The organism is Plantimonas leprariae, from assembly GCF_008802405.1.
GTDB lineage: Bacteria > Pseudomonadota > Alphaproteobacteria > Rhizobiales > Rhizobiaceae > Plantimonas > Plantimonas leprariae.
This window is the reverse complement of sequence record NZ_VZDO01000003.1, coordinates 107,359-132,387: the sequence shown is the minus strand read 5'-3', so window position 1 is coordinate 132,387 and position 25,029 is coordinate 107,359. Positions and strand designations below refer to the sequence as shown.

Here is a 25,029-nt window from a genome sequence, read left to right as displayed (position 1 = left end):
CGGCAAGGCGCTTTCGGCTTAGGCGGCGGCGACCCTCGTCGGTCATGATGCGATGGCATCGCTCCTTCCTCGCGCCTTGCCCCGAACCGAAACCCCTTCCGCGCCGACGATCCAACCCGGTCGGAAACCGCTCTAAACTTTTTGAAGGATCCGGTAGATATGTATGCGGGAGCACTTAAGCGACTGCGCGATCTCGGTTGGCCCTAGACCGCCATCGCGCATCGCTTTGACACGCTCATAATCAAGCTTTCGCTTGCCGCCTTTATAAACGCCGGCCGCCTTCGCGCGTTCAATGCCCTCGCGCTGGCGCGCTCGAATGAAGCGGCGCTCCATGGTGGCTACCATGCCGAGCACAGTGATTACGACGTGCCCCAGCTCCCCTCGGGTTGAAACATGGGGATCGAGCACGGTGACCGACGCACCACGTTGTTCCGCCTCGTGGATGAGGTTAAGAACGTCACGCGTGTCGCGCCCAAGGCGGTCGAGGCGTGTCACGACGAGTTCGTCGCCCGGTCGCAAGAACTCCATGACCGTAGCCAATTCGGTCCGGCCATCTCGCGAGCCACCAGACACCTTCTCTGATCGAATGATTGCGCAGCCCTCGGTTTTTAGTCGGGCGAGCTGCCCGTCGAAATCCTGATCAATGGTGCTGACGCGGGCGTAGCCGATGCGGGCCATGTGTCACCTCCGGGTTTAGGCCCGAGGTGAGTAGCGTAACGCCGAATAGGCCGGTCAACCCAGATGTGACGCGCAATGAGGCTTGAACCGAACGGCTCGGCAGGGTGTACCCCAATGTTACATCACCGCAGAGGTACAGCGCACGCTTGAAACGAGAGCCCTCTACTGCATGGCCTTTTTTAGTGCGCTGAGGTATCTTATCTCCTGAGAGTACCTCTTATCCTTCGTAACAAATAACGCAAATGTTAGCCGGCCGATGAGCTTATCAACATAATACGGGGCCTCGACCTTACTCCATCGTATATGGCCCTCGATGCCGTATTTCTTAATATAAAACATTTCTTGACGCAAAGACCGGCGTTCTGTTTTTAAGATGTTTGGTTTTACATTTACGACAATACCATTTACATATTTGCGGGAGCCGCGTCGGGATACGTTCGTTTTCCGCGGATTAATTCTCAAGCCGACATTTGACAGCTGCGTCCTCACAACCGGGATTATCTCTACGACGTTATCTTCTTTCGAGGAAAAGGTCATATCGTCTGCATATCGGGTGTAGAAAAGACCTCGAACGACGCAATGATCGAATATGGCCTTATCGGCTTGATAAAGAACTAGATTCGAAAGAAGAGGACTAGTAGGTGCGCCTTGCGGCAAGCCATCATGCAACGTGCATAGGCCCGTGATTAATCGCGAAATCTGCTTCGTATACCCTAGCTTTAAAAGCGCTTGAAAAACTTGATACTGATTGATACTCGGAAAAAAATCCTGGACATCAAGTGTTAACATATACGGACGGCCACGGTGTATTATTGCTCCACCGCGAAGTGTGTGATTCTTTCGGTATCCTCTGGCAGCCTTGTGCAAACGAACGCCGTCAAGCAATTCAGCTAAGATGAACCGTTGAATCATTTTTAACGTCGGCAGGGGCTCATTAATTACACGCCGCCCACCAGATCGTTTGAGAACCGTATATTCTCTATAGTATTTATTTGAAGCGGCAGATATTGAGAATAACAATTCCTGTGAAAAGCCCAGAAGACGTGAAAGGTGCTCGGTGTCAAAAATAACCGCAGCGCCGTTTTCTAGGATTATCCTAGAATACTCTGCAACAATGACCTCTCGATTTTCATTCTTGAAGCTATCAAATAAATCGAGTTGCTGTAGGTCTTTATCGAATGCGAAGGTGGACATCGAGCATTCCGGTTACCAAAGAAGCCATATACCGTAAGGTATAAGCGCCTTTAGGCGCTTTGATTGGAATGACGTTTGACACTCCGTGGAGAACTCGTTCCAATCAAGGGCCTAAAGTCATGTTCACGCCAGATGAACGACTCGCTCATCCTGCGACGTCAGTCGCTAGGGTCTAACCTTTGCTCGAATTTGAGCGAACGTTCGATGTCCGATCACATACTGATCCGTCTTAGACATTTTTTCAATCGCAAACTCGTCTAACGGCTCAAGTTTAACCGGGTGCCTTTTTCGGGTTTCGGCTGGTAGGTTTCCGGGAGCAAGCACGAACTTAGATCCCTGTCTGACTAGTGCGCCATTAAGCAGCAAATGTTGTATCGCTGATGATATTTGAACAGCAGTGAAGCCATAGCGTTCGACGTCTGAAACGCTGCCTTTCCTCGCTATAGCTGAGATTATCAACTTGCCCAAATATGGATTCATGTTAGCGCCTTGGGAATATCGCCGGCCAATCCGTACCGTCGGACGCCTTTTTTTGCCAAAATACCGGCAGTGTGTTGTTCGGTGTTTTTTTTAGGGTCACCAATGACTCTGACTTTAGATATCCTCTCTTGTAATTTTTCCCCACACCCAACCTACTCTCAAGGAGCTTGTAAGTTTCTAACTTGTTTATACGTCCCGATAAAATTGGATCGTCAGAAAGCGAGCGTTGGAACTTAAACATTGAGAAATAAGATCCACAAAAGTCTTGCACACGCGATACAGCTCTTTGCATCATTACAATTGCATATAGATGTAAATGGTCTACCTTAACCCCATTTTCCCGGACTGTTTTCTTAGAAAAACTTCTGAATTGCGTACCACTACCGATGAAGTCATCAACAGCTATTATCGAATATTCTTTGATCCCTTGTTGGAGTCCGACGATAGACTCGCGTATTTGAAATGTCTCGAATTTGTTCGAGTCTATGAATCTCGTTAAATCGTACGCTACTGAGTGGCCACTTTTGATTTTCTGACTCTCGTCGGAAACGGGAATGATTACGACTTTTCTGCCAGAAAACTCATGTTCGATACGCTGCGACATTGACCAGCAATGCTCGTCGTAATCTGTGCATAGGAAATACTCTCCCAAAAGATGTTTAATAAGTTCATACTGATCGTCATTATCAATCTTTGCTGCGAGCTCTAAAGCAACTTCTCGGACATTCTGACCAACGTTATTCCGTCTGTGAGTCCATTGTTTTTGAGATATCAATTCGTCTATTTCGAAGAGTCTCTCGAACGAGTCGGGCATCTTTCGTTCACGTTGAACAATGCAGATTTCGGTCAGTCAAACTGCTTGACGCTTTGAGGTGCGTCAAGGCCCTATCGTTTCGTGAATGCTTCTCAGGGCTGGTGCGCGATTTCGTCGTACTCATGCGGAGAACTGATATATTCCTCCGCCCCTGCTATCCCGCGGCGTCAATTGATTGAAGCTTATCAAGACCCGTTGCGGATGCAGGGCGATATCGCGTGCTTCGTTCGTCGTCACGGTCCCGGCCTTGAGCGTGATGCGAAGCACCCATAGTTCACTCTCGCGTCGCAGGTCCTGCCGGCGTAGCTGCGTCATCTCACCAACGCGCGTGCCGCTGACGGCGCAGAGCCATGGCACCCATCACTTCGCTGCCGTCGTGCGCGTCCTTTCACGGTGCGGGAAGTAGTGTAGGGCGGCCGAAAGGATGGCGTGCACTTCAGCCTCAACAAAGCCCTTCTCCTGCAGACGCTGCCGCTTGTCAGCCTTGATCGTCAGCCGAGCCGCTAGGTTCACCGGCAGCTTGCGGTTAATCGCCGCCGATCCGAACAGCGTCTTCAACGCAGCGAGATCGCTCCACAGAAACGCTCGGCCCAGCTACGAACCTCGATACCATGGACTAGTACTATCACGGCCCGAACATCGCGGCATACATCCGGCAAAGTCCCACAGCGATTGCTACAAACCGCCTAACGATGTGGGTTGAAATGAGGGCTGGATCTTGAACGCAACCCCAAAAATATAGACAAAACAGAAACTTAGATGAATAGGGTGGCGGAAAGGGGGGGATTCGAACCCCCGATACGGTTGCCCGTATGCCGCATTTCGAGTGCGGTGCGATCGACCACTCCGCCACCTTTCCAAGGCGGACGTATGGTCGAAACCAATCGCGATGTCCAGATGCTTCCTCCATAGGAAATCGATCTCGAAGCCATCCGGTTGATCGGCAACGCCGAGCCGGAACTCTTCGCCCGAACGCCTCGCCAGGACATGCGGTGACGAAACACCTGATACGCGAAGCGGGAGCGGGGTTTGGTGTCGGAGTCGGATGGCACCGCCGCGACTTGGTTCTCGGCGTTGCCGCCGCGCATCGCCTCGAACCGCTCCTTGATCGGCCGCCGGTTCGGGACGAAGGCCGGCCGCGTTGACCTTTCGGCACGCCTGCGCTATCGCACCGGGAGGCTCGGGCGCTCGCGGCGTCCGGTCGCGCCGATGTCATGCGTCGGCGAACCCAAGAACCATAAGAAGACCGTCCGCGGCCGTCCAGCTGCGAGAGCGCGTCGCGCGAAGGACCGAACCGATGTTCGCAGTGATCAAGACCGGCGGCAAGCAATACCGCGTCGCCGCCAACGACGAATTCACGGTGGAGCGCCTGCCCGGCGCCGCGGGCGACCGCGTCACCTTCGCCGAGGTGCTGATGGTCGACGCCACCGTCGGCGCGCCGTTCGTCTCGGGCGCCAGCGTCGTCGCCGAGATCGTCGAGCAGACCCGCGGCCCGAAGGTCATCTCGTTCAAGAAGCGCCGCCGCCAGAATTCCAAGCGCACGCGCGGCCACCGCCAGGACCTGACCCTGATCCGCATCGGTGAAATCCTGACCGATGGCCGGCAGCCATCCGAAGCGGCCGCTGATCCCGCCACGGCCGAGGAAAAGCCGAAGCGCGCCTCCCGCGCCGCCAAGGCCGAGACCGCCGAGCCGAGCGTCGCGGAAACCGCGGAAGCTCCCGTCGCCGGCGCCACCAGCGAGCCGACCACTGCGGCCGAGACCGCCGACGCCCCGGCGAAGCCGAAGGCGGCCCGCAAGCCGAAGGCTGAGAAGGCCGCGAAGGAATAAGCTTCGCCACTTGGCGAAACCGCCCGGAGAGCCGATCTTCGGGCAGCAGGCAAACCAGGATTTGAACGAACCCGCGCAGCGCCGAACCGGCGTTCCAGGTTCGAAGGAGAAGCGAGATGGCACACAAGAAGGCAGGCGGCTCGTCCCGCAACGGCCGCGACTCGGAATCGAAGCGCCTCGGCGTGAAGAAGTTCGGCGGCGAGAGCGTCGTTCCCGGCAACATCCTGGTGCGCCAGCGCGGCACGCGCTGGCATCCGGGCGTCGGCGTCGGCATCGGCAAGGACCACACCCTCTTCGCGACCGCCGAGGGCACCGTCACGTTCCGCGAAAAGGCGTCGCGAACCTATATTTCGATCACGCCGAAGGCGGCGATCGCCGCCGAGTGACAGCCGGAGCTCGCTCAGCGCCGGTGTCCCGACGACCCGGCGCCTGAGACGAGAAGCGGGTCACCGCCTCGGAAGGGAAGCGAAGGGGAGACGGGCCGCCAACCCTCTCCCCTTCTCTCTTTGTCCGAAAGGCCGGGCGGCCATGGAACACGAACTGGGCAAGCTCCTGGCGGGACCGCTGGAGCCGATCCGCACGGCGCGGCTCGTCCTCCGGCCGCCGCGGGCCGATGATGCCCCGGCGATCGCCGCGCTCGCGAACGACTTCGGCGTCGCCGAGATGCTGGCGCACGTGCCCCATCCCTACATGCTCGCCGATGCCGAGGACTTTCTCGGCGTCGCCGGATCGGGCGTCGTCTTCGCGGTGACGCGCGGCGGGGACGGGGTCTTCATGGGCGTCTGCGGCCTCCGGCCGACGCCGCGGCCCGCCGTCGCCGATCTCGGCTACTGGCTCGGCCGCCCGTTCTGGGGCCGAGGCTATGCGACGGAAGCGGCGCACGCGGTTGTGGATCTCGCCTTCCGCCTGGAGGGCATCACCTCCGTTCTGGCCGGCTGCCGCGCGGTGAACGGCCGCTCGCGGCGCGTCCTGGAGAAATGCGGCTTCCAGTTCCGCGGCACCGGCACCTTCGTATCGCGCGCGGCGGGCCGCGTTTCCAGCGAGAATTTCGGGCTGGAGCGGCGGACCTGGATGGCGCTGCGGAGCTGGGGTCGCGAGGGAGCCGAAGCGTGACGGTGAGGGCGCTCCTTGCGGCCGCGCTCGGCGCGGTCCTTGCGGCTTGCGCGTCGCATCCGCCGAAGGCTGCCGGCGCGCCGTTCGATGCGGCCGCCTTCTTCGATGGGCGGGCGGCGAGCCGCGGCACGGTCACGACGGCGCTCGTCTTCGCAGAGGACTTCACGGCGGAGTTCGAGGGGCGGCGGGAGGGTGGCGCGCTCCTTCTCGATGAGCGCTTTCGCTTCCCGGAAGGGCGGCGCCTGCAGCGCTGGCGGCTCGTGCCGGACGGCAACGGCGGCTATCAGGGAACGGTGGAGACCGAAGGCGGGAACGGCGCGCTCCACGCGCCCGTGCCGGTGACGGGCCGGCCGACGGCGGAGGGCGGGCTGGAACTTGCCTATCGCGGCTACGCGCCGGGCGGCGACTTGGCCCTCGGCTTCCGGCACCGGATGGTGCCGCAGCCGGACGGCACGGTGCTGAACCGCGTCCGCGTCTCGAAGTTCGGGATCCCGGTGGCCGGAGCGCGCGTCGTGTTCCAACGGGTGCCTGCGCCCGCGAAATGAGCTAAGGCGGAAACGCCCAAGAAAGTTTTTGCGATGAAGTTCCTTGATCAGGCCAAGGTCTATGTCCGGTCCGGCGACGGCGGCGCGGGCTGCGTCTCGTTCCGCCGCGAGAAGTTCATCGAGTTCGGTGGGCCGGACGGCGGCGACGGCGGCCGCGGCGGCGACGTCTTCGTGGAGGCGGTGTCCGGCCTCAACACCCTCATCGACTACCGTTACCAGCAGCACTACCGCGCCAAGACCGGCACGCACGGCATGGGGCGCAACCGCACCGGCGCGAAGGGCGCCGACGTGACGCTCCGGGTGCCGGCGGGCACGCAGGTCTTCGCCGAGGACAACGAGACGCTCGTCTGCGACCTGACTGAAGTCGGGCAGCGCGAGCGCATCGCCGCCGGCGGCAACGGCGGCTTCGGCAACGCCTATTTCCGCTCCTCGGTGAACCAGGCGCCGCGCCGCGCCAATCCGGGCCTCGAAGGCGAGGAACTGACGATCTGGCTCCGGCTGAAGCTCATCGCGGATGCCGGCGTCGTCGGGCTGCCGAATGCCGGCAAGTCCACGTTCCTCGCCTCCGTCACGGAGGCGCGGCCGAAGATCGCCGACTATCCGTTCACGACGCTCCACCCCAATCTCGGCGTCGCCACCGTCGACGCGGCGGAATTCGTCATCGCCGACATTCCGGGCCTCATCGAGGGCGCGCACGAAGGCGTCGGCATCGGCGACCGCTTTCTCGGCCATGTCGAGCGCACCCGCGTGCTGCTGCACCTCGTCTCGGCGACGGAAGAGGACGTGGGAGAGGCCTATCGCGTCGTGCGCGGCGAACTCGAAGCCTACGGCGCCGGCTTGACCGACAAGCCCGAGATCGTCGCCCTGTCGAAGACGGATACGCTCGACCCGGAGGAGAAGACGGCGAAACTCCGTGCGCTCGGCGAAGCCGCTGGCGGCGCGCCGGTGCTGGCGCTGTCCGCCGTCAGCCGCGAGGGCATGACGGAAGCGCTCCGGGCGCTGCGGGCGGCGATCGACAGCGAGGCTGCCTCGGAAGCCGAGCCGGCCGAGCCCGATCCGCGCTGGCAGCGCGTGAGCGCCGAGGGCGGGCGGTGACGGGCGGCGCGGCGGAAGCTCTCGCGAAGGCGAAGCGGATCGTCGTCAAGGTCGGTTCGGCGCTGCTGGTCGATCGGCGGAGCGGTCTCAACGCCGACTGGCTGGAAGGCCTCGTCGCCGACGTCGCGACGCTTGCGGGCGAGGGGCGCGAGGTGATGCTCGTCTCCTCCGGCGCGATCGCGCTCGGGCGCAGCGTCCTGAAGCTGCCGCCCGGCCTCCTGAAGCTGGAGGAAAGCCAGGCGGCGGCGGCCGTCGGCCAGATCGCGCTGGCGAAGGCCTATGCCGACGCGCTCGGCAGCCGCGGCCTGACCGCCGGCCAGATCCTCCTCACCCTCGGCGACACGGAGGAGCGGCGGCGCTATCTCAACGCCCGGGCGACCGTCGCGACGCTCTTCAGGCTCGGCGCGGTGCCGGTGATCAACGAGAACGACACCGTCGCCACCACCGAGATCCGCTACGGCGACAACGACCGGCTGGCGGCGCGCGTCGCGGCGATGATGTCGGCCGACCTCCTCGTGCTGCTGTCGGATGTCGACGGCCTCTACACCGCGCCGCCGGCTCTGGATCCGGACGCCCGGCACATTCCGGTGGTGGAGCGCATCACGCCGGAGATCGAGGCGATGGCCGGGGCGGCGGCGTCGGAATATTCGCGCGGCGGCATGCGCACCAAGATAGAGGCCGGCAAGATCGCGACGGAGGCCGGTGCGGCGATGGTGATCGCGCGCGGCGACCGGTTGAATCCGCTGGCGGCGATCGGCGAGGGCGCGCCGGCGACGCTGTTCGCGGCGCAGCCGAGCCCGGTGATGGCGCGCAAGCGCTGGATCGCCGGGCACCTGAACACCGCCGGCCGCGTCACGGTGGATGCCGGGGCGGTCCGGGCGCTCCGTTTCGGCAAGAGCCTGCTGCCGGCGGGGGTGAAGGCGATCGCGGGCGAGTTCATGCGCGGCGACACGATCCTCGTTCTGGACGAGGACGGCCGGGAGGTCGCGCGCGGCCTCGTTTCCTACGATGCCGCGGAAGCGCGGGCGATCATGGGGCTGAAGTCGGCCGCGATCGAGGCGGTGCTCGGCCACGGGCCCCGCACCGCGATGATCCACCGCGACGATCTGGTGATGGCGCGGCACCTCGCCGGCGCCGCCGACGCGCCGGACGAGGCGGCCTGAAGGAGGCGGACGGGATGCTGGACAAGGTGGATGCCGTCGCGGACCTGATGGCCGATCTCGGGCGCCGGGCCCGCGCCGCCGCCCGCAGGCTGGCGCTGTGTTCCTCGACGCAGAAGGACGCCGCGCTCCGCGCCATGGCGGACGCGGTGGAGGCCGATGTCGACGCCATCCTCGCCGCCAACGCCGCCGACCTCGAACGGGCGCGAAGCGCTGGTCTCGCGGGTTCCTTCATGGACCGTCTGCGGCTCGACGCCGGCCGCGTCGCGGCGATCGCGGGCGCGCTGCGGGACGTGGGGGCGCTGCCCGATCCGGTCGGCGCGGTCGTCGCCGAATGGGAACGGCCGAACGGCCTGCGCATCTCCCGCGTCAGGACGCCGCTCGGCGTCGTCGGCGTCGTCTACGAGAGCCGGCCGAACGTCACGGCGGATGCCGGCGCGCTCTGCCTCAAGGCCGGCAACGCGGTGATTCTGCGCGGCGGCTCGGACTCGGCCGCGTCCTCTGCCGCCATTTACGGCTGCCTGCGCAAGGGCCTCGTCGCCGCCGGGCTGCCGGCCGACGCGATCTTGGCTGTGCCGACCTCGGATCGCGCCGCCGTCGGGCATATGCTCGCCGGCCTCGACGGGTCGATCGACGTGATCGTGCCGCGCGGCGGCCGCTCGCTGGTGGAGCGGGTGCAGCGGGAAGCGCGCGTGCCGGTTTTCGCCCATCTCGAAGGCCTCTGCCACGTCTATGTCGACCGCGCCGCCGATCTCGGCATGGCGGTGCGGCTCGTGGTCAATTCCAAGCTCAGGCGAACCGGCGTCTGCGGCGCGGCGGAAACGCTGCTGGTCGACCGTGCCGCCGCCGCGACGCATCTCGCGCCGATTCTCGCCGCGCTGGCGGAGGGGGGCTGCGAGATCCGCGGCGACGCGGACGTGGTCGACCTCTACCCGTCCGCCGTGCCGGCAACGGAGGCGGACTGGCGCACCGAGTATCTCGATGCGATCATCTCGGTCGCGCTCGTCGACGGCGTCGAGGGGGCGATAGAGCATATCGAGCGCTGGTCCTCGCACCATACGGAGGCGATCGTAACGGAGGATTCGGCCGCCGCGGTGCGCTTCCTGACGGGCATCGACTCCGCCATCCTCCTCCACAACGCCTCGACGCAGTTCGCCGACGGCGGCGAGTTCGGCTTCGGCGGCGAGATCGGCATCGCCACCGGCAAGATGCACGCGCGCGGCCCCGTCGGCGTCGAGCAGTTGACGAGCTTCAACTACCGCGTCTCCGGCTCCGGCCAGACGCGGCCTTGAACCTTGTCGCCGCCGATCTTCGCATCCCGGTCCTGCCGGCCGGAAGCACGGTCGGCCTGTTCGGCGGCTCGTTCGATCCGCCGCATGCCGGCCATCTCCTCGTCGCGCAAGCCGCGCTGCGGCGGCTCCGGCTCGACCGGCTCTGGTGGCTCGTCTCGCCGGGCAATCCGCTGAAGCGCCACGACGGCCTCGCGCCGCTGGCGAGGCGCATCGCCCTGTCGCGGCAGATCGCCCGCGACCCGCGCATCACCGTCACCGCCTTCGAGGCGGCGCACGCCTTGCGCTACACCGCCGATCTCGTCGCGCTTCTGCGCCTGCGGCGGCCGAACCTTCGCTTCGTCTGGATCATGGGCGCCGACAGCCTCGGCACCTTCCACCTCTGGCAGGACTGGCGGCGGATCGGAACCCAAGTCCCGATCGCGGTGGTGGACCGGCCCGGCGCGACGCTTCGCTCTCTCCGTTCCCCGGCCGCGCTCGCGCTCGGTAAGGCCCGCATCCGCGAGAGCGAGGCCCCGCTCCTCGCCCGCCGCGACCCGCCGGCCTGGGTCTTCCTGCACGGCCCGCGCTCGCCGCTCTCCTCGACCCGGCTGCGAGGCTCGCCGAGGTAGCCGCCGTTAATTCTTTCCGCGTTTTCCGAAGCTTCTGTGACATCCCGGTTCTTGAAACCGTCACCGGCCCCGACCTATGTTGACGGCAGTGGGAGAGGGCATCCCGCCCTTGGTCCCATCGCTTGGGAAAAGGAAACACCCTGCTCAGAACGGCCCTCAAAGCGGATCAGGCGCCGACCAGCCCTGCCGCATCCGAGACCACCGCGGCCGGAACCGGCCCGACGCTCATCGACACGGTCCTTCGCAGCCTCGACGACTCCAAGGCCGAGGACGTCTTCTCCATCGATCTGACCGGCAAGTCGCCGCTCGCCGACCACATGGTGGTCGTGTCGGGTCGATCGAACCGCCACGTCACCGCCGTCGCCGACCACCTCCTGCGCGACCTGAAGGACGCCGGCTACGGCACGGCCCGCGTCGAAGGGTTGCAAGGCGGCGACTGGGTGCTGATCGACATCGGCGACGTCATCGTCCACGTCTTCCGCCCGGAAGTCCGCGCCTTCTACAACCTCGAGAAGATGTGGTCGGTCGGCGAGGCCGAGTCGACCGTGCATTGATCGCCCGCGCGGCCGCCGGCACGAGGCCGCCGGGGTGAGGTTGTCGATCGCCGCCGTCGGGCGGATGAAGGCAGGTCCGGAGCGCGAGCTCGCGGCGCGCTATCTCGACCGGCTGCGGCAGGCGGGCCGTCCGATCGGCCTCGACTATGCCGGCCTCGCCGAGGAGGCGGAAGGGCGCGGCACCGGCGCGCCGGAGCGCAAGCGCGACGAGGCGGCGCGGCTCCTGTCACATGTACCGGATCGCGGCGCGATCGTGCTCCTCGACGAAGGCGGCAAGGTCTTCGCCTCGCAAGGCTTCGCCGAGCGACTGGGAAGCCTTCGCGACGAGGGCCTGCGCGATCTCGTCTTCCTGATCGGTGGCCCGGACGGCCTCGATCCGGACCTGAAGACGCAGAGCCGCTTCACGCTCGCCCTCGGCGCGATGACCTGGCCGCACCAGATCGCCCGCATCCTCCTCGCCGAACAGCTCTACCGCGCCGTCACCATCCTCTCCGGTCACCCCTACCACCGCGAGTAGACCTGTGGTGCCTGCGCCACTCGGCCTATATCTTGGCATCGAGGCGCTTCGCGGCCTTGTCCGCGCCATGACCAGCCTCGAACAAGCCTCGCGCGTTCCGCTGTGCCGATGGTTGAAGGGTTGTTAAGGCGGGACCGCTAGATGACATGCGGGACATTCCCGCATCGGGGGCGGGAAGAGGGTTCGGAAGACTTGCCGATCGCGACAGGAGCCGTTTCTCGGAGCCCGGCGAAGGGCGGCGCGGCGCGCGGCCTCGCCGCGCTGCTCGCGCTCGCCTGCCTCGTCTCGTCGCTCGGCTCCTCCGCTGCCGCGCCGTCGCAGCAGGGCGATGACCCGATCGCGCAGAGCATCCTCATCGAGAAGGAGCGCCAGCGCACCGCCGACGAGCTGGCCGCGATCGCCTCCACCATCACGCTGACCAAGGAAGGCATCGCGAAGCTCGACGGCGAGATCGCCGGCCTTGCCGCCGACCGCAACCGCATCAGCCAGGCCATGATCGATGCCGCCGACGTGCAGAAGCGGATCGCGCGCGATGTCGCGGCGACCGAAGAGCGCATCGATGCGCTGGCCGGCGACGAGGCCGGCCTCAAGGCTTCGCTGCGTTCGCGTCGCGGCCTTCTCGCCGAAGTGCTGGCGGCGCTGGAGCGCATGGGCCGCAAGCCGCCGCCGGCGCTCCTCGTGAAGCCCGACGACGCGCTGGGTTCGGTGCGCAGCGCCATCCTCCTCGGCGCGGTGGTGCCCGGAATCCGCTCGGAGACGGAGAAGCTGGCCGGCGACCTCGAACGCCTCGCCGGCGTCAAGCGCTCGATCGCGGCCGAGAAGGAGCGCTTCGCCGCGCAGCTTGGCGAGAAGCGCGAGGAGGAGGCACGCCTGTCGCGGCTCTTCGCCGAGAAGGAGAAGCTCGAAGCCGACAGCCGCGAGGCGCGTGCCGCGGCGGCCGTGCGCGCCGCCGAACTCGCCGCCAAGGCGACGAACCTCCAGGATCTCATCGCGACGCTCGACGCCGACGCGTCGAAGGCGAGGGCGGCCGAGGAAGCGGCGCGGATCGCCGCGGCCGAAGCCGCCCGGCGCGCCGAGGAACAGCGTGTAGCGGAAGCGGAAAAGGCGCGGCAGCAGACGCTCGCCGCAGCGGCGAACATGCCGCGCGGTCCGGACGAACGCGAGACCGGCGCGCCACCCGCGGTGGCTGCCGCCGCTCCGGAACGAGAGGCGGCGCCGGCCGAGCCGGCCTACGACGTTGCGTCACTTCGCCGTGACATGGCGCGCATCGAACCCGCCGCCGCATTTTCGACAATGAAGGGTCGTCTCACCCCTCCGGTGGCGGGCGAGGTCAAGGTGAGGTTCGGGGAAAGCGACGGCATCGGCAAACCGGCCTCGGGCGTGACCTTCGCGGCGCATGCCGGCGACGTCGTGACGGCGCCGGGCGATGCCCGCGTGCTCTATGCCGGCCCCTTCCGTTCCTACGGCGAACTCTTGATCCTCGACGCCGGCGATGGCTATCATGTCGTGTTGGCAGGGATGAGCCGCTCGAACGTGGAGGTCGGGCAGTTCGTTCTGGCGGGCGAGCCGGTGGCGGCGATGGGCGCGAAACGGGTCGCGAGCGCCGCCAGGGCGGATTTCGAGGCGACGGAACCCTCGCTCTACGTGGAATTTCGCAAGGACGGGAAACCGGTCGATCCCACGCCCTTCTGGGCGGGCAGGCCTTCTGGAAGGACCAGGAATGATTCGTAAGCTCTCGCTCCTCTTCGCCGGGGCCCTGATGGGGGCGACGGCGATGACGGTCATCGCCGGGCAGCAGGCCGGGGTCGCCAACGCCGCCGGGTCCGACACCTACCGCCAGCTCGCCATCTTCGGCGACGTGTTCGAGCGCGTGCGCGCGCAGTACGTCTCCGTGCCGGACGACGAGAAGCTGGTCGAGAACGCCATCAACGGCATGCTGACCTCGCTCGATCCGCATTCGAGCTACATGAACGCCAAGGAAGCGGCGGACATGCGCACCGAGACGCGCGGCCAGTTCGGCGGCCTCGGCATCGAGGTGACGATGCAGGACGAGCTGGTGAAGGTTATCTCGCCCTTCGAGGGCACGCCCGCCGACAAGGCCGGCGTCCTCGCGGGCGACCTCATCGCCGAGATCAACGGCGAGCAGGTGAAGGGCCTCACCCTTTCCGAGGCGGTCGAGAAGATGAAGGGCGATATCGGCTCCACCGTGACGCTCACCATCGTGCGCGACGGCGCGACGAAGCCGATCCGGCTGTCGATCAAGCGCGACGAGATCAAGGTGCCCTCCGTCCGCCACGAGGTGAAGAACGACGTTGGCTACATCAAGCTGATCAAGTTCAACGAGCAGACCACGGTCGGCATGGAGGAAGCCATCGCCGACATCGAGAAGCAGGTGCCGGGCGACAAGCTGAAGGGCTTCGTTCTCGATCTCCGTCGCAATCCGGGCGGCCTCCTCGACGAGGCGGTGTCGGTCTCCGACGCCTTCCTGGAGAACGGCGAGGTCGTCTCGACGCGCGGCCGCAACCCCGAGGAGACGCGCCGCTACAACGCGCGTTCCGGCGACGACATCCACGGCAAGCCGTTGGTGGTGCTCGTCAACGGCGGTTCGGCCTCGGCCTCCGAGATCGTCGCCGGCGCACTGCAGGATCAGCGCCGCGCGACCGTGGTCGGCACGCGCTCGTTCGGCAAGGGCTCGGTGCAGACCATCATCCCGCTCGGCGCGAACGGCGCGCTGCGCCTGACGACGGCGCTCTACTACACGCCGTCCGGCCGCTCGATCCAGGGCCGCGGCATCGATCCGGACATCGTGGTCGAGCAGCCGCTGCCGGACGACATCAAGAAGCAGATGGGCCTCGACGCCGCCGACGAGGTGGCGAAGGGCGAATCCTCGCTGCGCGGCCACATCACCGGCAAGGAGGAGAACTCCGAAGGGTCCGGCTCGCTCGACTACATCCCGCCGGACGCAAAGGACGACATCCAGCTCAACTACGCGGTGGACCTTCTGCGCGGCGTGAAGACCGACGCCGCCTTCCCGCCGCAGCCGGAGAAGCGCGCCTCGAAGTAAGGCGCGGCACACCACGCGATCCGAGACCCCGGCTGGGCCGCCGACCGCGCCGGGGTTTTTTTTGGCTTGAGCCACGGATCAGCTTCGCCGGTTAGCGTCCCGTCCCGCATGGACACGCTCTACCGACCGCTGGGGCTCGATCTCGGCCGCCGCAAGCCACGGCGCCGCGGCCGCTCGGCCATACCGGCGCTGGCCGGCACGCTTTGTTTCGCGCTCCTCGTCGGCGGGTCGCTCGCCGTCAGCCTGACGCAGCCGCGCTTTCGCGACGTGGACGTGTTCGCGACGCATCCGGCACCGCCGGAGCCGCTCGCGGTCGCCGCGGCGAACCCGCCGCCCGCTTCCCCTCCGGCCGCCGGACCCGCCGTCACCGCCGCGCCGCTGCAGCCGCTCGGGCGCACCAGCGCCGGAGCCGACGATGCGGCCGTCGCTGCCGCCGATCCCGACGCACCGACGATCGTCTATCCGCCGGGCGCTGAAGGCGGCTACGGCAAGGCGCTTTCGATGCGCGACCCGGGCTCGCTGCGCCAGGCGGCCAGCGAAGCCGCCGAGCCCGACGCGGCGCTCCTGGAGCACGGCGCAGAAGGCCTGCTGCCCATCCGCGCCGCCGACGGGCGCCGGCCTTTCGACGTTTACAGCATCGCGCCGGCGAGCGATCTCGGCACCCGCGTCGCGATCGTGGTCGGAGGCCTCGGCATCTCGCAGACCGGCACGATGAAGGCCGTCCGCGAGCTCGATCCCGCCGTGACGCTCGCCTTCGCGCCGGCCGGCAACAGCCTGGAGCGCTGGATGCGGGAAGCCCGGCACGCCGGCCACGAGCTGCTGCTGCAGCTCCCGATGGAGCCGGTCGGCTATCCGAACGTCTCGCCGGGCGAGCACACGCTCACCGCCGGCGATGCCGCCGCCGGGCGCTTCGACGATCTGCGCTGGGCGCTCGGCCGGCTGACCAACTATGTCGGCGTCGCGAACTACATGGGCGCCCGGCTCACCGGCGACGAGCCGGCGATGCGCGCGCTCGCCGCCGAGCTGTCCCGGCGCGGCCTCCTCTATCTCGACGACGGCACCTCGGCGCGCAGCCTGGCGAAGTCCGCGGCCCGCGAGGCCGGCGGCGTCTATGCCGGCGCCGACGTGGTGCTCGATACCACCCAGGACCCGGCCGAGATCCGCAAGCGGCTCGACACGCTGGAGCGCGCCGCGCGCGCCAAGGGCCAGGCGATCGGCGTCGCCTCCGCCTTCGACATGTCGGTCGCCGCCATCGCCGCTTGGATGAGCGAGGCGGAAGCGCGCGGCATCAAGGTCGTGCCCGTCTCCGCCCTCGCCGACGACCCGGAAGCGCAATAGGCGGGATAGCGCCTGCCTCGGAAGGCGCCGGGTTGGCAGCGTCGCCTGCGCAGCCTATCAACCGGGGCATGTCGCGCGAAACGCAGAGTCCGGTCGTCGACGCAACCCTCGTGCGCCGGTTGGTGGCCGCGCAGTTTCCGGCATGGGCGCACCTGCCGGTCGAGCCGGTGGAGCCCGGCGGCTGGGACAACCGGACGTTCCGGCTCGGCAACACGATGTCCGTCCGTCTGCCGAGCGCGGCCGGCTATGTCCCACAGGTCGAGAAGGAGCAGCGCTGGCTGCCGCGGCTCGCCCCGCATCTGCCGCTGCCGATCCCCGCGCCGTTGGCGCGGGGCGCGCCGGGCGAGAACTATCCCTGGTCCTGGTCGATCTACCGCTGGCTGGACGGCGAGCCGGCGACGGAGGACACGGTCGCCGACCCGGCCCGGTTCGCGCGGGACGTTGCTGGCTTCCTCCGGGCGCTGCACCGCATCGACGCGGCGGACGGCCCGCGGGCGGGCGACCACAACTTCCACCGCGGCGGCGACCTCGCCGTCTACGACGCCGAAGCCCGGGTCGCGCTGGCCGCGCTCCACGACCGTATCGACCATGCGGCGGCTGCCGAGGTCTGGGAAGCGGCGCTCGCGTCGCGGTGGGAAAGGACGCCGGTCTGGGTCCACGGCGATATCGCCTGGGGCAATCTCCTCGTGCAGGGCGGCGAACTCGCCGCCGTCATCGACTTCGGATCGTCCGGCGTCGGCGACCCCGCCTCGGATCTCCCGATCGCCTGGACGACGTTTTCCGGGACGGGTCGCCAGGCGTTCCGCGAGGCTTTGGCGCTCGACAGCGAGACATGGGCGCGGGGACGCGGCTGGGCGCTCTGGAAGGCGCTGATCACCGCAGCCGGACAGGATGCCAACCAGCGCGAAGCGGACCGGTCCTGGCGCGTGATCGACCGCGTCCTCGCCGAGCACCGGGAACTCCGCCGGCCCGCGGCGACGGCGACCGCCGTGCCCACGCGACAGGCGCGACCGTAACCGTCCCGTCGCCGGCTTAGCGCCCGGCGTCGATCTCCGGCATGCGGGTCTCGATCCAGTCGGCCAGCGCGGCGACCTTCTCGGCCGCTTCCCGTCCGAGGGCGGTGAGCGTGTAGTCGGTGTGCGGCGGCACGACGTCGTAGGAGCGCCGAACCACCAGCCGGTCCTCCTCCAGCCAGCGCAGCGTCTGGGCCAGCATCCGCTCGCTGACCCCCGAGACGCGCCGCCGAAGCGTGCTGAAGCGCATCGTGCCGTCCTGCAGGGCGATCAGGATCAGGACGCCCCAGCTCGAGGTGACGTGCCGCATCACTTGCCGCGACCGGCATTCGGGCTCGAAGACATCGCCGCGCCGCAGGCGGTCGGCGATCGGAGGAACGGTGTTGATCGTGCTCATGACGCATACTTACCCGAACGTGCGTACTTATCAAACGTAAGCGCGAGGCGTATCGACGCCGCACGCCACTCGGCGCGGACAGGAGATCGAACCGCATGTATGCCGTAACCGCAGCCACCGGCCAGCTCGGTCGCCTCGTCGTCGCCGAACTGCTGGAGAGCGGCGTGCCCGCCGGCCGGATCGTCGCCGCCGTGCGCGATCCCGCCAAGGCCGCCGACCTCGCCGCGAAGGGCGTCGAGGTGCGCGAGGCCGATTACGACCGGCCGGAAACGCTCCGAACCGCGTTCGAGGGCGTGCGCCGCGTGCTGCTCATCTCGTCCAGCGCGGTCGGCGTCCGCGTGCCGCAGCACCAGGCCGCGATCGATGCGGCGAAGGCGGCCGGCGTCGAACTCCTCGCCTATACGAGCATCCTCCACGCCGACACGACGCCGGCGCAGCTCGCGGAGGAGCACAAGGCGACGGAAGCCGCGATCGGGGGCTCCGGCCTGCCGGCGGCGATCCTGCGCAACGGCTGGTACACGGAGAACCACCTGATGGCCCTCAAGCCGGTGCTGGAGCATGGCGCGATGGTCGGCGCGGCCGGCGAGGGCCGCTTCTCCTCGGCAACGCGCGCCGACTACGCTGCCGCCGCCGCGAAGGTGCTGACGGCCGACGACCAGGCCGGCAAGGTCTACGAGCTCGCCGGCGATGACGGCTACACCTATGCCGAGTTCGCCGCGGAGCTGTCGCGCCGTGCGGGCAAGGAGATCGCCTACCGCGACCTTTCCGAAGCCGACTACAAGGAAGTCCTCGTGTCCGCCGGCCTGCCGGAGGGCTTCGCCGCGATCCTCGCCGATGCGGACGAGGCGGCGCGCGGCGGCGCGCTCCACGACAGCAGCCGCACGCTCAGCCGCCTCATCGGCCGACCGACGACGCCGATGCCGCAAACGGTCGAGGCGGCGGTGAAGGCCGCCGGCTGAAGGCGGCCGCCGGCGGTTGCCTTTGGCGCCCCGCGCGCGATAACCGCTGGCGAACCGCCACCGGACCCGCTCCATGACCGCGCCGATCGACTTCGAGAACCTGCCCTATCGCCCCTGCGTCGGCATCATGGTACTGAACGGGGAGGGGAATGTCTGGGTCGGCCGGCGCCTCGTCGAGCCGAAGGGCGAGATGGCGGGCGCGGCGGCGCTCTGGCAGATGCCGCAGGGCGGCATCGACGACGACGAGGACCCGCTCGCCGCCGCCCGGCGCGAGCTCTTCGAGGAAACCGGCATCGAGACCGTGTCGCTGCTGGGGACAAGCCCCGACTGGGTCACCTACGAGCTGCCGCCCGAACTCGTCGGCATCGCGCTGAAGGGCCGTTATCGCGGCCAGAAGCAGAAGTGGTTCGCCTTCCGCTTCGAGGGAGCCGAAAGCGAGATCCGTATCGACCCGCCGCCCGGCGGCCATTCGGCCGAGTTCGACGAATGGGCCTGGCGGCCGATGGACGAGGTGCTGAGCGGCGTCGTGCCGTTCAAGCGCGCCGTCTACGAGACGGTGATCGGGGCTTTCCGCCGCTTCGAGCTGGTGTAGGCCGCCTACTTCGCGTTCGGAAAGCCCTGCAGCCGTTCGGCGGCAGGCGGCTCGCTCCGCGGGCTGGCGACGATCCGCGCGATCCGGCCGATCAGCGCGCTGCGGGGCACGGTGCCGAACATTCCGAAGTCGCTCGTTCCGAAACGGCTGTCGTTCGAGTTGTCGCGGTTGTCGCCCAGCATGAAGAACCGGTCCGGCGGCACCAGGAATTCCTCGGTGTCGTCGCCGGGAGAATCGGCTTGCATGTCGACGGTGACGTAGTTCGCGCCTTCCGGCAGCGTCTCGCGGAAGAAGGTGCAGGAAACGGCCCTTTCCGGGCATCCCGCCTCGATCGCCCCGATCGGTGCGGCCGCGACGGCGGTGCCGTTGAGGAACAGGCGTCCGCCCCGCATCTGCACACGGTCGCCGCCGAGCCCGACGATGCGCTTGACGAAGACGGGTTGGCCGGCAAGCTGAAAGGCCACGATGTCGCCGCGCTGCGGCTGGAAATCCGGCTTCTCGCCCGCCTTCGGATCGAACGGCTTGCCGGCGGCGAGCGCGGCGTAGTCGACGCCGTAGAACTCCGCCGTCACGATGTCGCCGACGCCGAGCGTCGGCAGCATTGAGGTCGAGGGTATGCTGAGGTTCCTGAACGCGAAGGCGGGCGGAACGCCGGTCGCAGGGAGGAAGGCCAGCGACAGGAGGAGGCGCCGCGCCGCGATTCCCGGCCGCCGCATTCCGCGAACGGTCTCAGAGCCCGAGGGCGGCCCGCGCATCGCGAAGGTCGGCGAGCCGGCGCTCCGCCTTGCGCTTCGTCTCATCGTCCTTCGCGTCCGCGACATCCTCCTCGGCGTCGCGGATGTTCTGGTCGAGCTTGGCGGCGTCGAGTTCCTCGACCGGCGTCGCGTGCTCGGCGAGCAGCGTGAAGCCGTCCGGCGAGATGTCGGCGAAGCCGCCTTGCACGAAGAACTTTCGCTCCGAACCGGAGGCGAGCGTCGCCACGACGACGCCGGGCCGCAGCGTCGCCATCAGCGGCGCGTGCCGCGCCATCACCGTCATGTAGCCCTCGGACGCCGGCGCGACGACCGCCGTGACGGCTTCCGAGACGAGCAGGCGCTCGGGCGAAACGAGCTCGAAGGGAAAGCTGTCGGCCATCGCTTACGCGGCGTCCGCCAGCTTCTTGGCCTTCTCGATCGCCATGTCGATGCCGCCGACCATGTAGAAGGCGGCTTCCGGCAGGTGGTCGTACTCGCCGGCGACGAGGCCCTTGAAGCTCTTGATCGTGTCCTCCAGCGGCACGAGCTGGCCGGGCGAGCCGGTGAAGACCTCGGCGACGAAGAAGGGCTGGCTGAGGAAGCGTTCCACCTTCCGGGCGCGCGCGACCGTCAGCTTGTCCTCTTCCGACAGCTCGTCCATGCCGAGGATGGCGATTATGTCCTGCAGCGACTTGTAGCGCTGCAGCGTCTGCTGCACCTGCCGCGCGACCTGGTAGTGCTCCTCGCCGAGGATCATCGGCGACAGCATGCGCGAGGTGGAGTCGAGCGGATCCACCGCCGGGTAGATGCCCTTTTCGGAGATCGCGCGGTTGAGCACGGTCGTGGCATCCAGGTGGGCGAAGGACGTCGCCGGCGCCGGGTCGGTCAGGTCGTCGGCCGGCACGTAGATCGCCTGCACCGAGGTGATCGAGCCCTTGGTGGTGGTGGTGATGCGCTCCTGCATCGCGCCCATGTCGGTGGCGAGCGTCGGCTGGTAGCCCACCGCCGAGGGGATGCGACCGAGGAGCGCCGACACTTCCGAGCCGGCCTGCGTGAAGCGGAAGATGTTGTCGACGAAGAACAAGACGTCCTGGCCCTGGTCGCGGAAGTGCTCGGCGATGGTGAGGCCGGTCAGCGCGACGCGGGCTCTGGCGCCCGGCGGCTCATTCATCTGCCCGTAGACGAGCGCGGCCTTGGAGCCCGCCGCCGAGCCGTTGTGCTCGTGCGGGTCCTTGTTCACGCCCGACTCGATCATCTCGTGGTAGAGATCGTTGCCCTCGCGGGTGCGCTCGCCGACGCCGGCGAAGACGGAATAGCCGCCGTGCGCCTTCGCGACGTTGTTGATGAGTTCCTGGATCAAGACGGTCTTGCCGACGCCGGCGCCGCCGAACAGGCCGATCTTGCCGCCGCGCGCGTAGGGAGCGAGAAGGTCAATAACCTTGATGCCGGTGACGAGAATCTGCGATTCCGGCGACTGCTCGATATAGGGCGGCGCTGGCTGGTGGATGGCGCGCTTCGATTCGAACTGGATCGGGCCGACCTCGTCGATCGGCTCGCCGATGACATTCATGATGCGGCCGAGCGTGCCGTCGCCGACCGGCACCTCGATCGGCGCGCCGGTGTCGAAGACTTCCTGGCCGCGCACCAGACCTTCCGAGAGGTCCATCGCGATGGTGCGGACGGTGTTCTCGCCGAGATGCTGGGCGACTTCCAGCACCAGCCGGTTGCCGTTGTTGTTCGTTTCCAGCGCGTTCAGGATCGGCGGCAGATGCTCGTCGAACTCGACGTCGACGACGGCGCCGATGACCTGCGCGACGCGGCCCTTGAGATGCGGAGCGGTGTTCGTGTCGGACATGGGGAGGTTCTCCTGCCTCTCGTCAGAGCGCTTCCGCGCCCGCGATGATTTCGATGAGTTCGGTCGTGATCTGCGCCTGGCGCTGACGGTTGTAGCTGATCGTCAGGCGGCTGATCATCTCGCCGGCGTTGCGCGTCGCCGAATCCATCGCGCTCATCCGGGCGCCCTGCTCGGAGGCGGCGTTCTCGAGCAGCGCGCGCAGCACCTGCACCTTGACGTTGCGGGGCGCGAGGTCGGCGAGGATCTCGGCCGGTTCCGGCTCGTATTCGTAGACGTAGTTGGCGCCCTCAGGCTGCTGCGCTTCGGGCTTCCGCTCGCCCGTCCCTTCCGCCGCCACGGCCGGGATGACGCGGCGCGCGGTCGGGACCTGCGTGATGACGTTCTTGAACTCGGAGAAGAAGATCGTCGCGACATCGAACTCGCCCGCCGCGTAGCGCTCGATCACCTTCTCGGCGATCTCCTCGGCGTTCGCGAAGCCGACCTGCTTCACGTCGCGCAGTTCCACGCGGTCGACGATCTTCGCGCCGTGGTCGCGGCGCAGGATGTCGTAGCCCTTGCGGCCGACGGTCATGAGCTTGACCGTCCTGCCCTCGCTCTCCAGCCGGCGGATGTGCTCGCGCGCCAGACGCGCGATCTGCGCGTTGAAGCCGCCCGCGAGGCCTCGGTCGGAGGTGAAGACGACGAGGAGGTGCCTGTCTTCCTTGCCCGTCCCCGCCATCAGCGGCGGCGCGTCGCCCTCGGCGGCGGTCGAGATGTTGGCGATCACCGAGGCCAGGCGGTCCGAATAGGGCCGCGCCGCTTCCGCCGCCTCCTGCGCGCGGCGGAGTTTCGCCGCCGCGACCATCTGCATGGCCTTGGTGATCTTCTGCGTCGCCTTCACGGAGGCGATGCGGTTGCGCAGGTCCTTCAGCGAAGGCATCGGTGGCTGTTCTCCGGTGTCTTCGTTGGGGTTTTAAGCGAAGGACTTCGCGAAGGAATCCAGCGCCGACTTCAGCTTGGCCCTCGTGTCGTCGGAAAGCTGCTTCTCGCGGGCGATGGTGTCGAGGATGTCCTTGTGCTCCGTGCGCAGCGACGAGAGCAGTCCCTGCTCGAAGGCGCCGACCTGGTTCACCTGCAGCTTGTCGAGATAGCCCTGCGTGCCCGCGAAGATCACCGCCACCTGCTCCTCGGTCTTCAGCGGCGAGAACTGCGGCTGCTTCAGGAGCTCGGTGAGGCGCGCGCCGCGGTTGAGGAGGCGCTGCGTCGCCGCGTCGAGGTCCGAGCCGAACTGCGCGAAGGCGGCCATCTCGCGGTACTGCGCGAGCTCGCCCTTGATCGAGCCGGCCACCTGCTTCATCGCCTTGATCTGGGCGGCGGAGCCGACGCGCGACACCGACAGGCCGACGTTCACCGCCGGGCGGATGCCCTGGTAGAACAGGTTGGTTTCGAGGAAGATCTGGCCGTCGGTGATCGAGATCACGTTGGTCGGGATGTAGGCGGACACGTCGTTCGCCTGCGTCTCGATGACGGGGAGGGCGGTCAGCGAGCCGGCGCCGAGGTCGTCGTTCAGCTTCGCCGCGCGCTCCAAGAGGCGCGAATGCAGGTAGAACACGTCGCCCGGATAGGCCTCGCGGCCCGGCGGACGGCGGAGCAGCAGCGACATCTGGCGGTAGGCGACGGCCTGCTTCGACAGGTCGTCGTAGGCGATCACGGCGTGCATGCCGTTGTCGCGGAAGAACTCGCCCATCGCGCAGCCGGTGAAGGGCGCGATGTACTGCATCGGCGCGGGATCCGAGGCGGTCGCGGCGACGACGATGGAATAGGCCATCGCGCCGCGCTCCTCCAGCGTGCGGACGAACTGCGCGACGGTGGAGCGCTTCTGCCCGACCGCGACGTAGATGCAGTAGAGCCGCTCCTTCTCTTCGCCGGCGTCGTGGCCGGGCTTCTGGTTGAGGAAGGTGTCGAGCAGGATCGCGGTCTTGCCGGTCTGGCGGTCGCCGATGACGAGCTCGCGCTGGCCGCGGCCGATCGGGATCAGCGCGTCGATGGCCTTCAGACCCGTCGACATCGGCTCGTGCACGCTCTTCCGCGGGATGATGCCCGGCGCCTTCACGTCGACGCGGCGGCGCTCGGCGCCCTCGATCGGGCCCTTGCCGTCGATCGGGTTGCCGAGACCGTCGACCACGCGCCCGAGCAGGCCCTTGCCGACCGGCACTTCCACGATGGCGCCGGTGCGGCGCACCGTATCGCCTTCCTTGATCTCGCGGTCGGAGCCGAACACGACGACGCCGACATTGTCGTGTTCGAGGTTCAGCGCCATGCCCTGCACGCCGCCGGGGAACTCGACCATCTCGCCGGCCTGGCAGTTGTCGAGACCGTAGACGCGGGCGATGCCGTCGCCGACCGAAAGCACCGTGCCGACTTCCGAGACTTCCGCTTCCGAGCCGAAGTTCTTGATCTGGTTCTTCAGGATTGCGGAGATTTCCGCGGCGCGGATTTCCATCAGCGGGCCTCTTTCAGCGCGAGCTTCAGCGAATTGAGTTTGGTGCGCAGCGACGTGTCGATCTGCCGGGAGCCGATCTTGACGATCAGGCCGCCGAGGATCGCGGGATCGACGCTTTCGCGCATGGTGACGGTCTTCTTGGCGTAGGATCCGAGCGTCTCGGCGAGCTGCCGGCGCTGGTCGTCGTCGAGCGCGTGGGCGGAGGTGACCTCGGCTTCCACTTCGCCGCGATGCGCGGCCGCCATCTGGCGGAAGCCGCGGATCATGCCGGAAAGGGCGAAGAGCCGGCGGTTCGCCGCGACGACCTTCAGGAAATTGCCGGTGAGCGGGCTGGGCCGCACCTCGTTCACGATCGCGGAAACGGCGGCGACCTGACTCTCGGAGGAGTGGAGGGGGCTCGTCACGAAGTGCCGGAAATCGGCGTCTTCCTCGATCAGCCTGGCGAACTGGTTCAGCTCGGATTCGACGGTGTCGATCTGGCCCTCGTCGCGGGCGAGCTCGAACAGGGACAGGGCGTAGCGTTCTGCGACTCCGGAGACCGGAGAGGATGATTGGGCCACGTCGACGCGCTTCTCTTCTCGCTCAAGGCCAGGATTCGGCGGCGATGATGGGCCGCAAATCGCTGAAACCGTTCGATGATCCTCCCAGCCGATTGGTGTCGTCGCCGGCTGTCCCTGGTCAGGGGCAGGGACCCTCTAGCATAGGGTTTTCGGCCTA

Annotated in this window: 26 protein-coding genes, 1 tRNA gene and 1 pseudogene; 16 read left to right on the top strand and 12 right to left on the bottom strand. The window is 67.0% G+C overall.

Features of this window, described 5'->3' with window-relative positions; all coding sequences use genetic code 11:
* Positions 1-132: 132 nt before the first annotated feature.
* The 5 genes from F6X38_RS05290 to F6X38_RS05270 all read right to left on the bottom strand — a co-directional run bounded on the left by F6X38_RS05290 (position 133) and on the right by F6X38_RS05270 (position 4,025).
* Positions 133-678 carry a recombinase family protein gene (locus F6X38_RS05290; RefSeq protein WP_150968528.1) on the bottom strand — a complete coding sequence of 182 codons (546 nt, stop codon included), beginning with the start codon at positions 676-678 and terminating at the stop codon, positions 133-135.
* Positions 679-840: 162 nt separating this feature from the next.
* Entirely contained in the window at positions 841-1,872 is a 1,032-nt protein-coding gene (locus tag F6X38_RS05285; protein WP_150968526.1) for a reverse transcriptase family protein, read from the bottom strand.
* Positions 1,873-2,353: 481 nt separating this feature from the next.
* Positions 2,354-3,166, bottom strand: a complete 813-nt coding sequence (locus F6X38_RS05280; protein ID WP_150968524.1) for a phosphoribosyltransferase-like protein — start codon at positions 3,164-3,166, stop codon at positions 2,354-2,356.
* 360 nt (positions 3,167-3,526) lie between these two features.
* A complete protein-coding gene (locus F6X38_RS05275; protein ID WP_150968522.1) occupies positions 3,527-3,724 on the bottom strand; it encodes a hypothetical protein in 198 nt (65 codons plus the stop codon).
* Positions 3,725-3,935: 211 nt separating this feature from the next.
* Positions 3,936-4,025: transfer RNA gene (locus F6X38_RS05270), tRNA-Ser, on the bottom strand.
* A gap of 438 nt (positions 4,026-4,463) precedes the next feature.
* Between F6X38_RS05270 and rplU the strand changes: the two are divergent.
* The 14 genes and pseudogenes from rplU to F6X38_RS05200 form a co-directional block, all read left to right on the top strand.
* Positions 4,464-4,856 (top strand): annotated as a pseudogene (gene rplU, locus F6X38_RS05265) (50S ribosomal protein L21); the annotation flags it as partial.
* A 254-nt stretch (positions 4,857-5,110) separates the two neighbouring features.
* A complete protein-coding gene (gene rpmA / locus F6X38_RS05260) occupies positions 5,111-5,380 on the top strand; it encodes a 50S ribosomal protein L27 (RefSeq protein WP_150968519.1) in 270 nt (89 codons plus the stop codon).
* Positions 5,381-5,522: 142 nt separating this feature from the next.
* Entirely contained in the window at positions 5,523-6,107 is a 585-nt protein-coding gene (locus tag F6X38_RS05255; RefSeq protein ID WP_150968517.1) for a GNAT family N-acetyltransferase, read from the top strand.
* Complete coding sequence (locus F6X38_RS05250) at positions 6,104-6,652, top strand: DUF3833 family protein (RefSeq protein ID WP_161992626.1); 549 nt, start codon at positions 6,104-6,106, stop codon at positions 6,650-6,652. Before F6X38_RS05255 ends, F6X38_RS05250 begins: the two co-directional genes overlap by 4 nt.
* A 33-nt stretch (positions 6,653-6,685) precedes the next feature.
* Positions 6,686-7,747: a GTPase ObgE gene (obgE, locus tag F6X38_RS05245; RefSeq protein WP_150968513.1), complete on the top strand. Its 1,062-nt coding sequence runs from the start codon at positions 6,686-6,688 to the stop codon at positions 7,745-7,747.
* Positions 7,744-8,910, top strand: coding sequence for a glutamate 5-kinase (proB, locus tag F6X38_RS05240; protein WP_246191209.1), 1,167 nt, complete (start codon positions 7,744-7,746; stop codon positions 8,908-8,910). Before obgE ends, proB begins: the two co-directional genes overlap by 4 nt.
* Positions 8,911-8,924: 14 nt before the next feature.
* The gene (locus F6X38_RS05235; protein ID WP_150968509.1) at positions 8,925-10,199 is read left to right on the top strand and encodes a glutamate-5-semialdehyde dehydrogenase; all 1,275 of its coding nucleotides are present in this window, start codon (positions 8,925-8,927) and stop codon (positions 10,197-10,199) included.
* Positions 10,196-10,807 (top strand): nicotinate-nucleotide adenylyltransferase, encoded by a 612-nt coding sequence (locus F6X38_RS05230; protein ID WP_202617935.1) that lies wholly within the window; start codon positions 10,196-10,198, stop codon positions 10,805-10,807. The genes F6X38_RS05235 and F6X38_RS05230 overlap by 4 nt, the downstream gene beginning before the upstream one ends.
* A gap of 122 nt (positions 10,808-10,929) precedes the next feature.
* Positions 10,930-11,361, top strand: coding sequence for a ribosome silencing factor (gene rsfS, locus F6X38_RS05225; RefSeq protein WP_150968507.1), 432 nt, complete (start codon positions 10,930-10,932; stop codon positions 11,359-11,361).
* 34 nt (positions 11,362-11,395) lie between these two features.
* Entirely contained in the window at positions 11,396-11,878 is a 483-nt protein-coding gene (gene rlmH, locus F6X38_RS05220; RefSeq protein WP_150968505.1) for a 23S rRNA (pseudouridine(1915)-N(3))-methyltransferase RlmH, read from the top strand.
* Positions 11,879-12,070: 192 nt separating this feature from the next.
* The gene (locus F6X38_RS05215; RefSeq protein WP_150968503.1) at positions 12,071-13,609 is read left to right on the top strand and encodes a murein hydrolase activator EnvC family protein; all 1,539 of its coding nucleotides are present in this window, start codon (positions 12,071-12,073) and stop codon (positions 13,607-13,609) included.
* The gene (locus F6X38_RS05210; protein WP_150968501.1) at positions 13,599-14,942 is read left to right on the top strand and encodes a S41 family peptidase; all 1,344 of its coding nucleotides are present in this window, start codon (positions 13,599-13,601) and stop codon (positions 14,940-14,942) included. The genes F6X38_RS05215 and F6X38_RS05210 overlap by 11 nt, the downstream gene beginning before the upstream one ends.
* Positions 14,943-15,050: 108 nt before the next feature.
* A complete protein-coding gene (locus tag F6X38_RS05205; protein WP_150968499.1) occupies positions 15,051-16,280 on the top strand; it encodes a divergent polysaccharide deacetylase family protein in 1,230 nt (409 codons plus the stop codon).
* Positions 16,281-16,348: 68 nt separating this feature from the next.
* On the top strand, positions 16,349-17,296 hold the full coding sequence (locus tag F6X38_RS05200) for an aminoglycoside phosphotransferase family protein (protein WP_150968766.1): 948 nt from the start codon (positions 16,349-16,351) through the stop codon (positions 17,294-17,296).
* Positions 17,297-17,312: 16 nt separating this feature from the next.
* On the opposite strand, the gene F6X38_RS05195 is transcribed toward F6X38_RS05200, so the two are convergent.
* Positions 17,313-17,690: a winged helix-turn-helix transcriptional regulator gene (locus F6X38_RS05195; RefSeq protein ID WP_150968497.1), complete on the bottom strand. Its 378-nt coding sequence runs from the start codon at positions 17,688-17,690 to the stop codon at positions 17,313-17,315.
* A gap of 95 nt (positions 17,691-17,785) precedes the next feature.
* On the opposite strand from F6X38_RS05195, the gene F6X38_RS05190 reads away from it, so the two are divergent.
* Entirely contained in the window at positions 17,786-18,649 is an 864-nt protein-coding gene (locus F6X38_RS05190; RefSeq protein ID WP_150968495.1) for an SDR family oxidoreductase, read from the top strand.
* A gap of 73 nt (positions 18,650-18,722) precedes the next feature.
* On the top strand, positions 18,723-19,241 hold the full coding sequence (locus F6X38_RS05185; protein ID WP_150968493.1) for an RNA pyrophosphohydrolase: 519 nt from the start codon (positions 18,723-18,725) through the stop codon (positions 19,239-19,241).
* A 5-nt stretch (positions 19,242-19,246) separates the two neighbouring features.
* Here F6X38_RS05185 and lepB read toward each other — a convergent pair whose 3' ends face one another.
* From lepB to F6X38_RS05155, 6 genes are read right to left on the bottom strand one after another with little or no spacing between them, the layout of a single operon-like run.
* The gene (gene lepB, locus F6X38_RS05180) at positions 19,247-19,957 is read right to left on the bottom strand and encodes a signal peptidase I (RefSeq protein WP_161992625.1); all 711 of its coding nucleotides are present in this window, start codon (positions 19,955-19,957) and stop codon (positions 19,247-19,249) included.
* 13 nt (positions 19,958-19,970) lie between these two features.
* Complete coding sequence (locus tag F6X38_RS05175; protein ID WP_150968489.1) at positions 19,971-20,375, bottom strand: F0F1 ATP synthase subunit epsilon; 405 nt, start codon at positions 20,373-20,375, stop codon at positions 19,971-19,973.
* A gap of 3 nt (positions 20,376-20,378) precedes the next feature.
* A complete protein-coding gene (gene atpD / locus F6X38_RS05170; RefSeq protein ID WP_150968487.1) occupies positions 20,379-21,830 on the bottom strand; it encodes a F0F1 ATP synthase subunit beta in 1,452 nt (483 codons plus the stop codon).
* Between the two features lie 22 nt (positions 21,831-21,852).
* A complete protein-coding gene (locus F6X38_RS05165; protein ID WP_150968485.1) occupies positions 21,853-22,749 on the bottom strand; it encodes a F0F1 ATP synthase subunit gamma in 897 nt (298 codons plus the stop codon).
* Between the two features lie 33 nt (positions 22,750-22,782).
* A complete protein-coding gene (gene atpA, locus F6X38_RS05160) occupies positions 22,783-24,312 on the bottom strand; it encodes a F0F1 ATP synthase subunit alpha (protein WP_150968483.1) in 1,530 nt (509 codons plus the stop codon).
* Positions 24,312-24,872 (bottom strand): F0F1 ATP synthase subunit delta, encoded by a 561-nt coding sequence (locus F6X38_RS05155; RefSeq protein WP_150968481.1) that lies wholly within the window; start codon positions 24,870-24,872, stop codon positions 24,312-24,314. Before F6X38_RS05155 ends, atpA begins: the two co-directional genes overlap by 1 nt.
* Positions 24,873-25,029 lie beyond the last annotated feature (157 nt).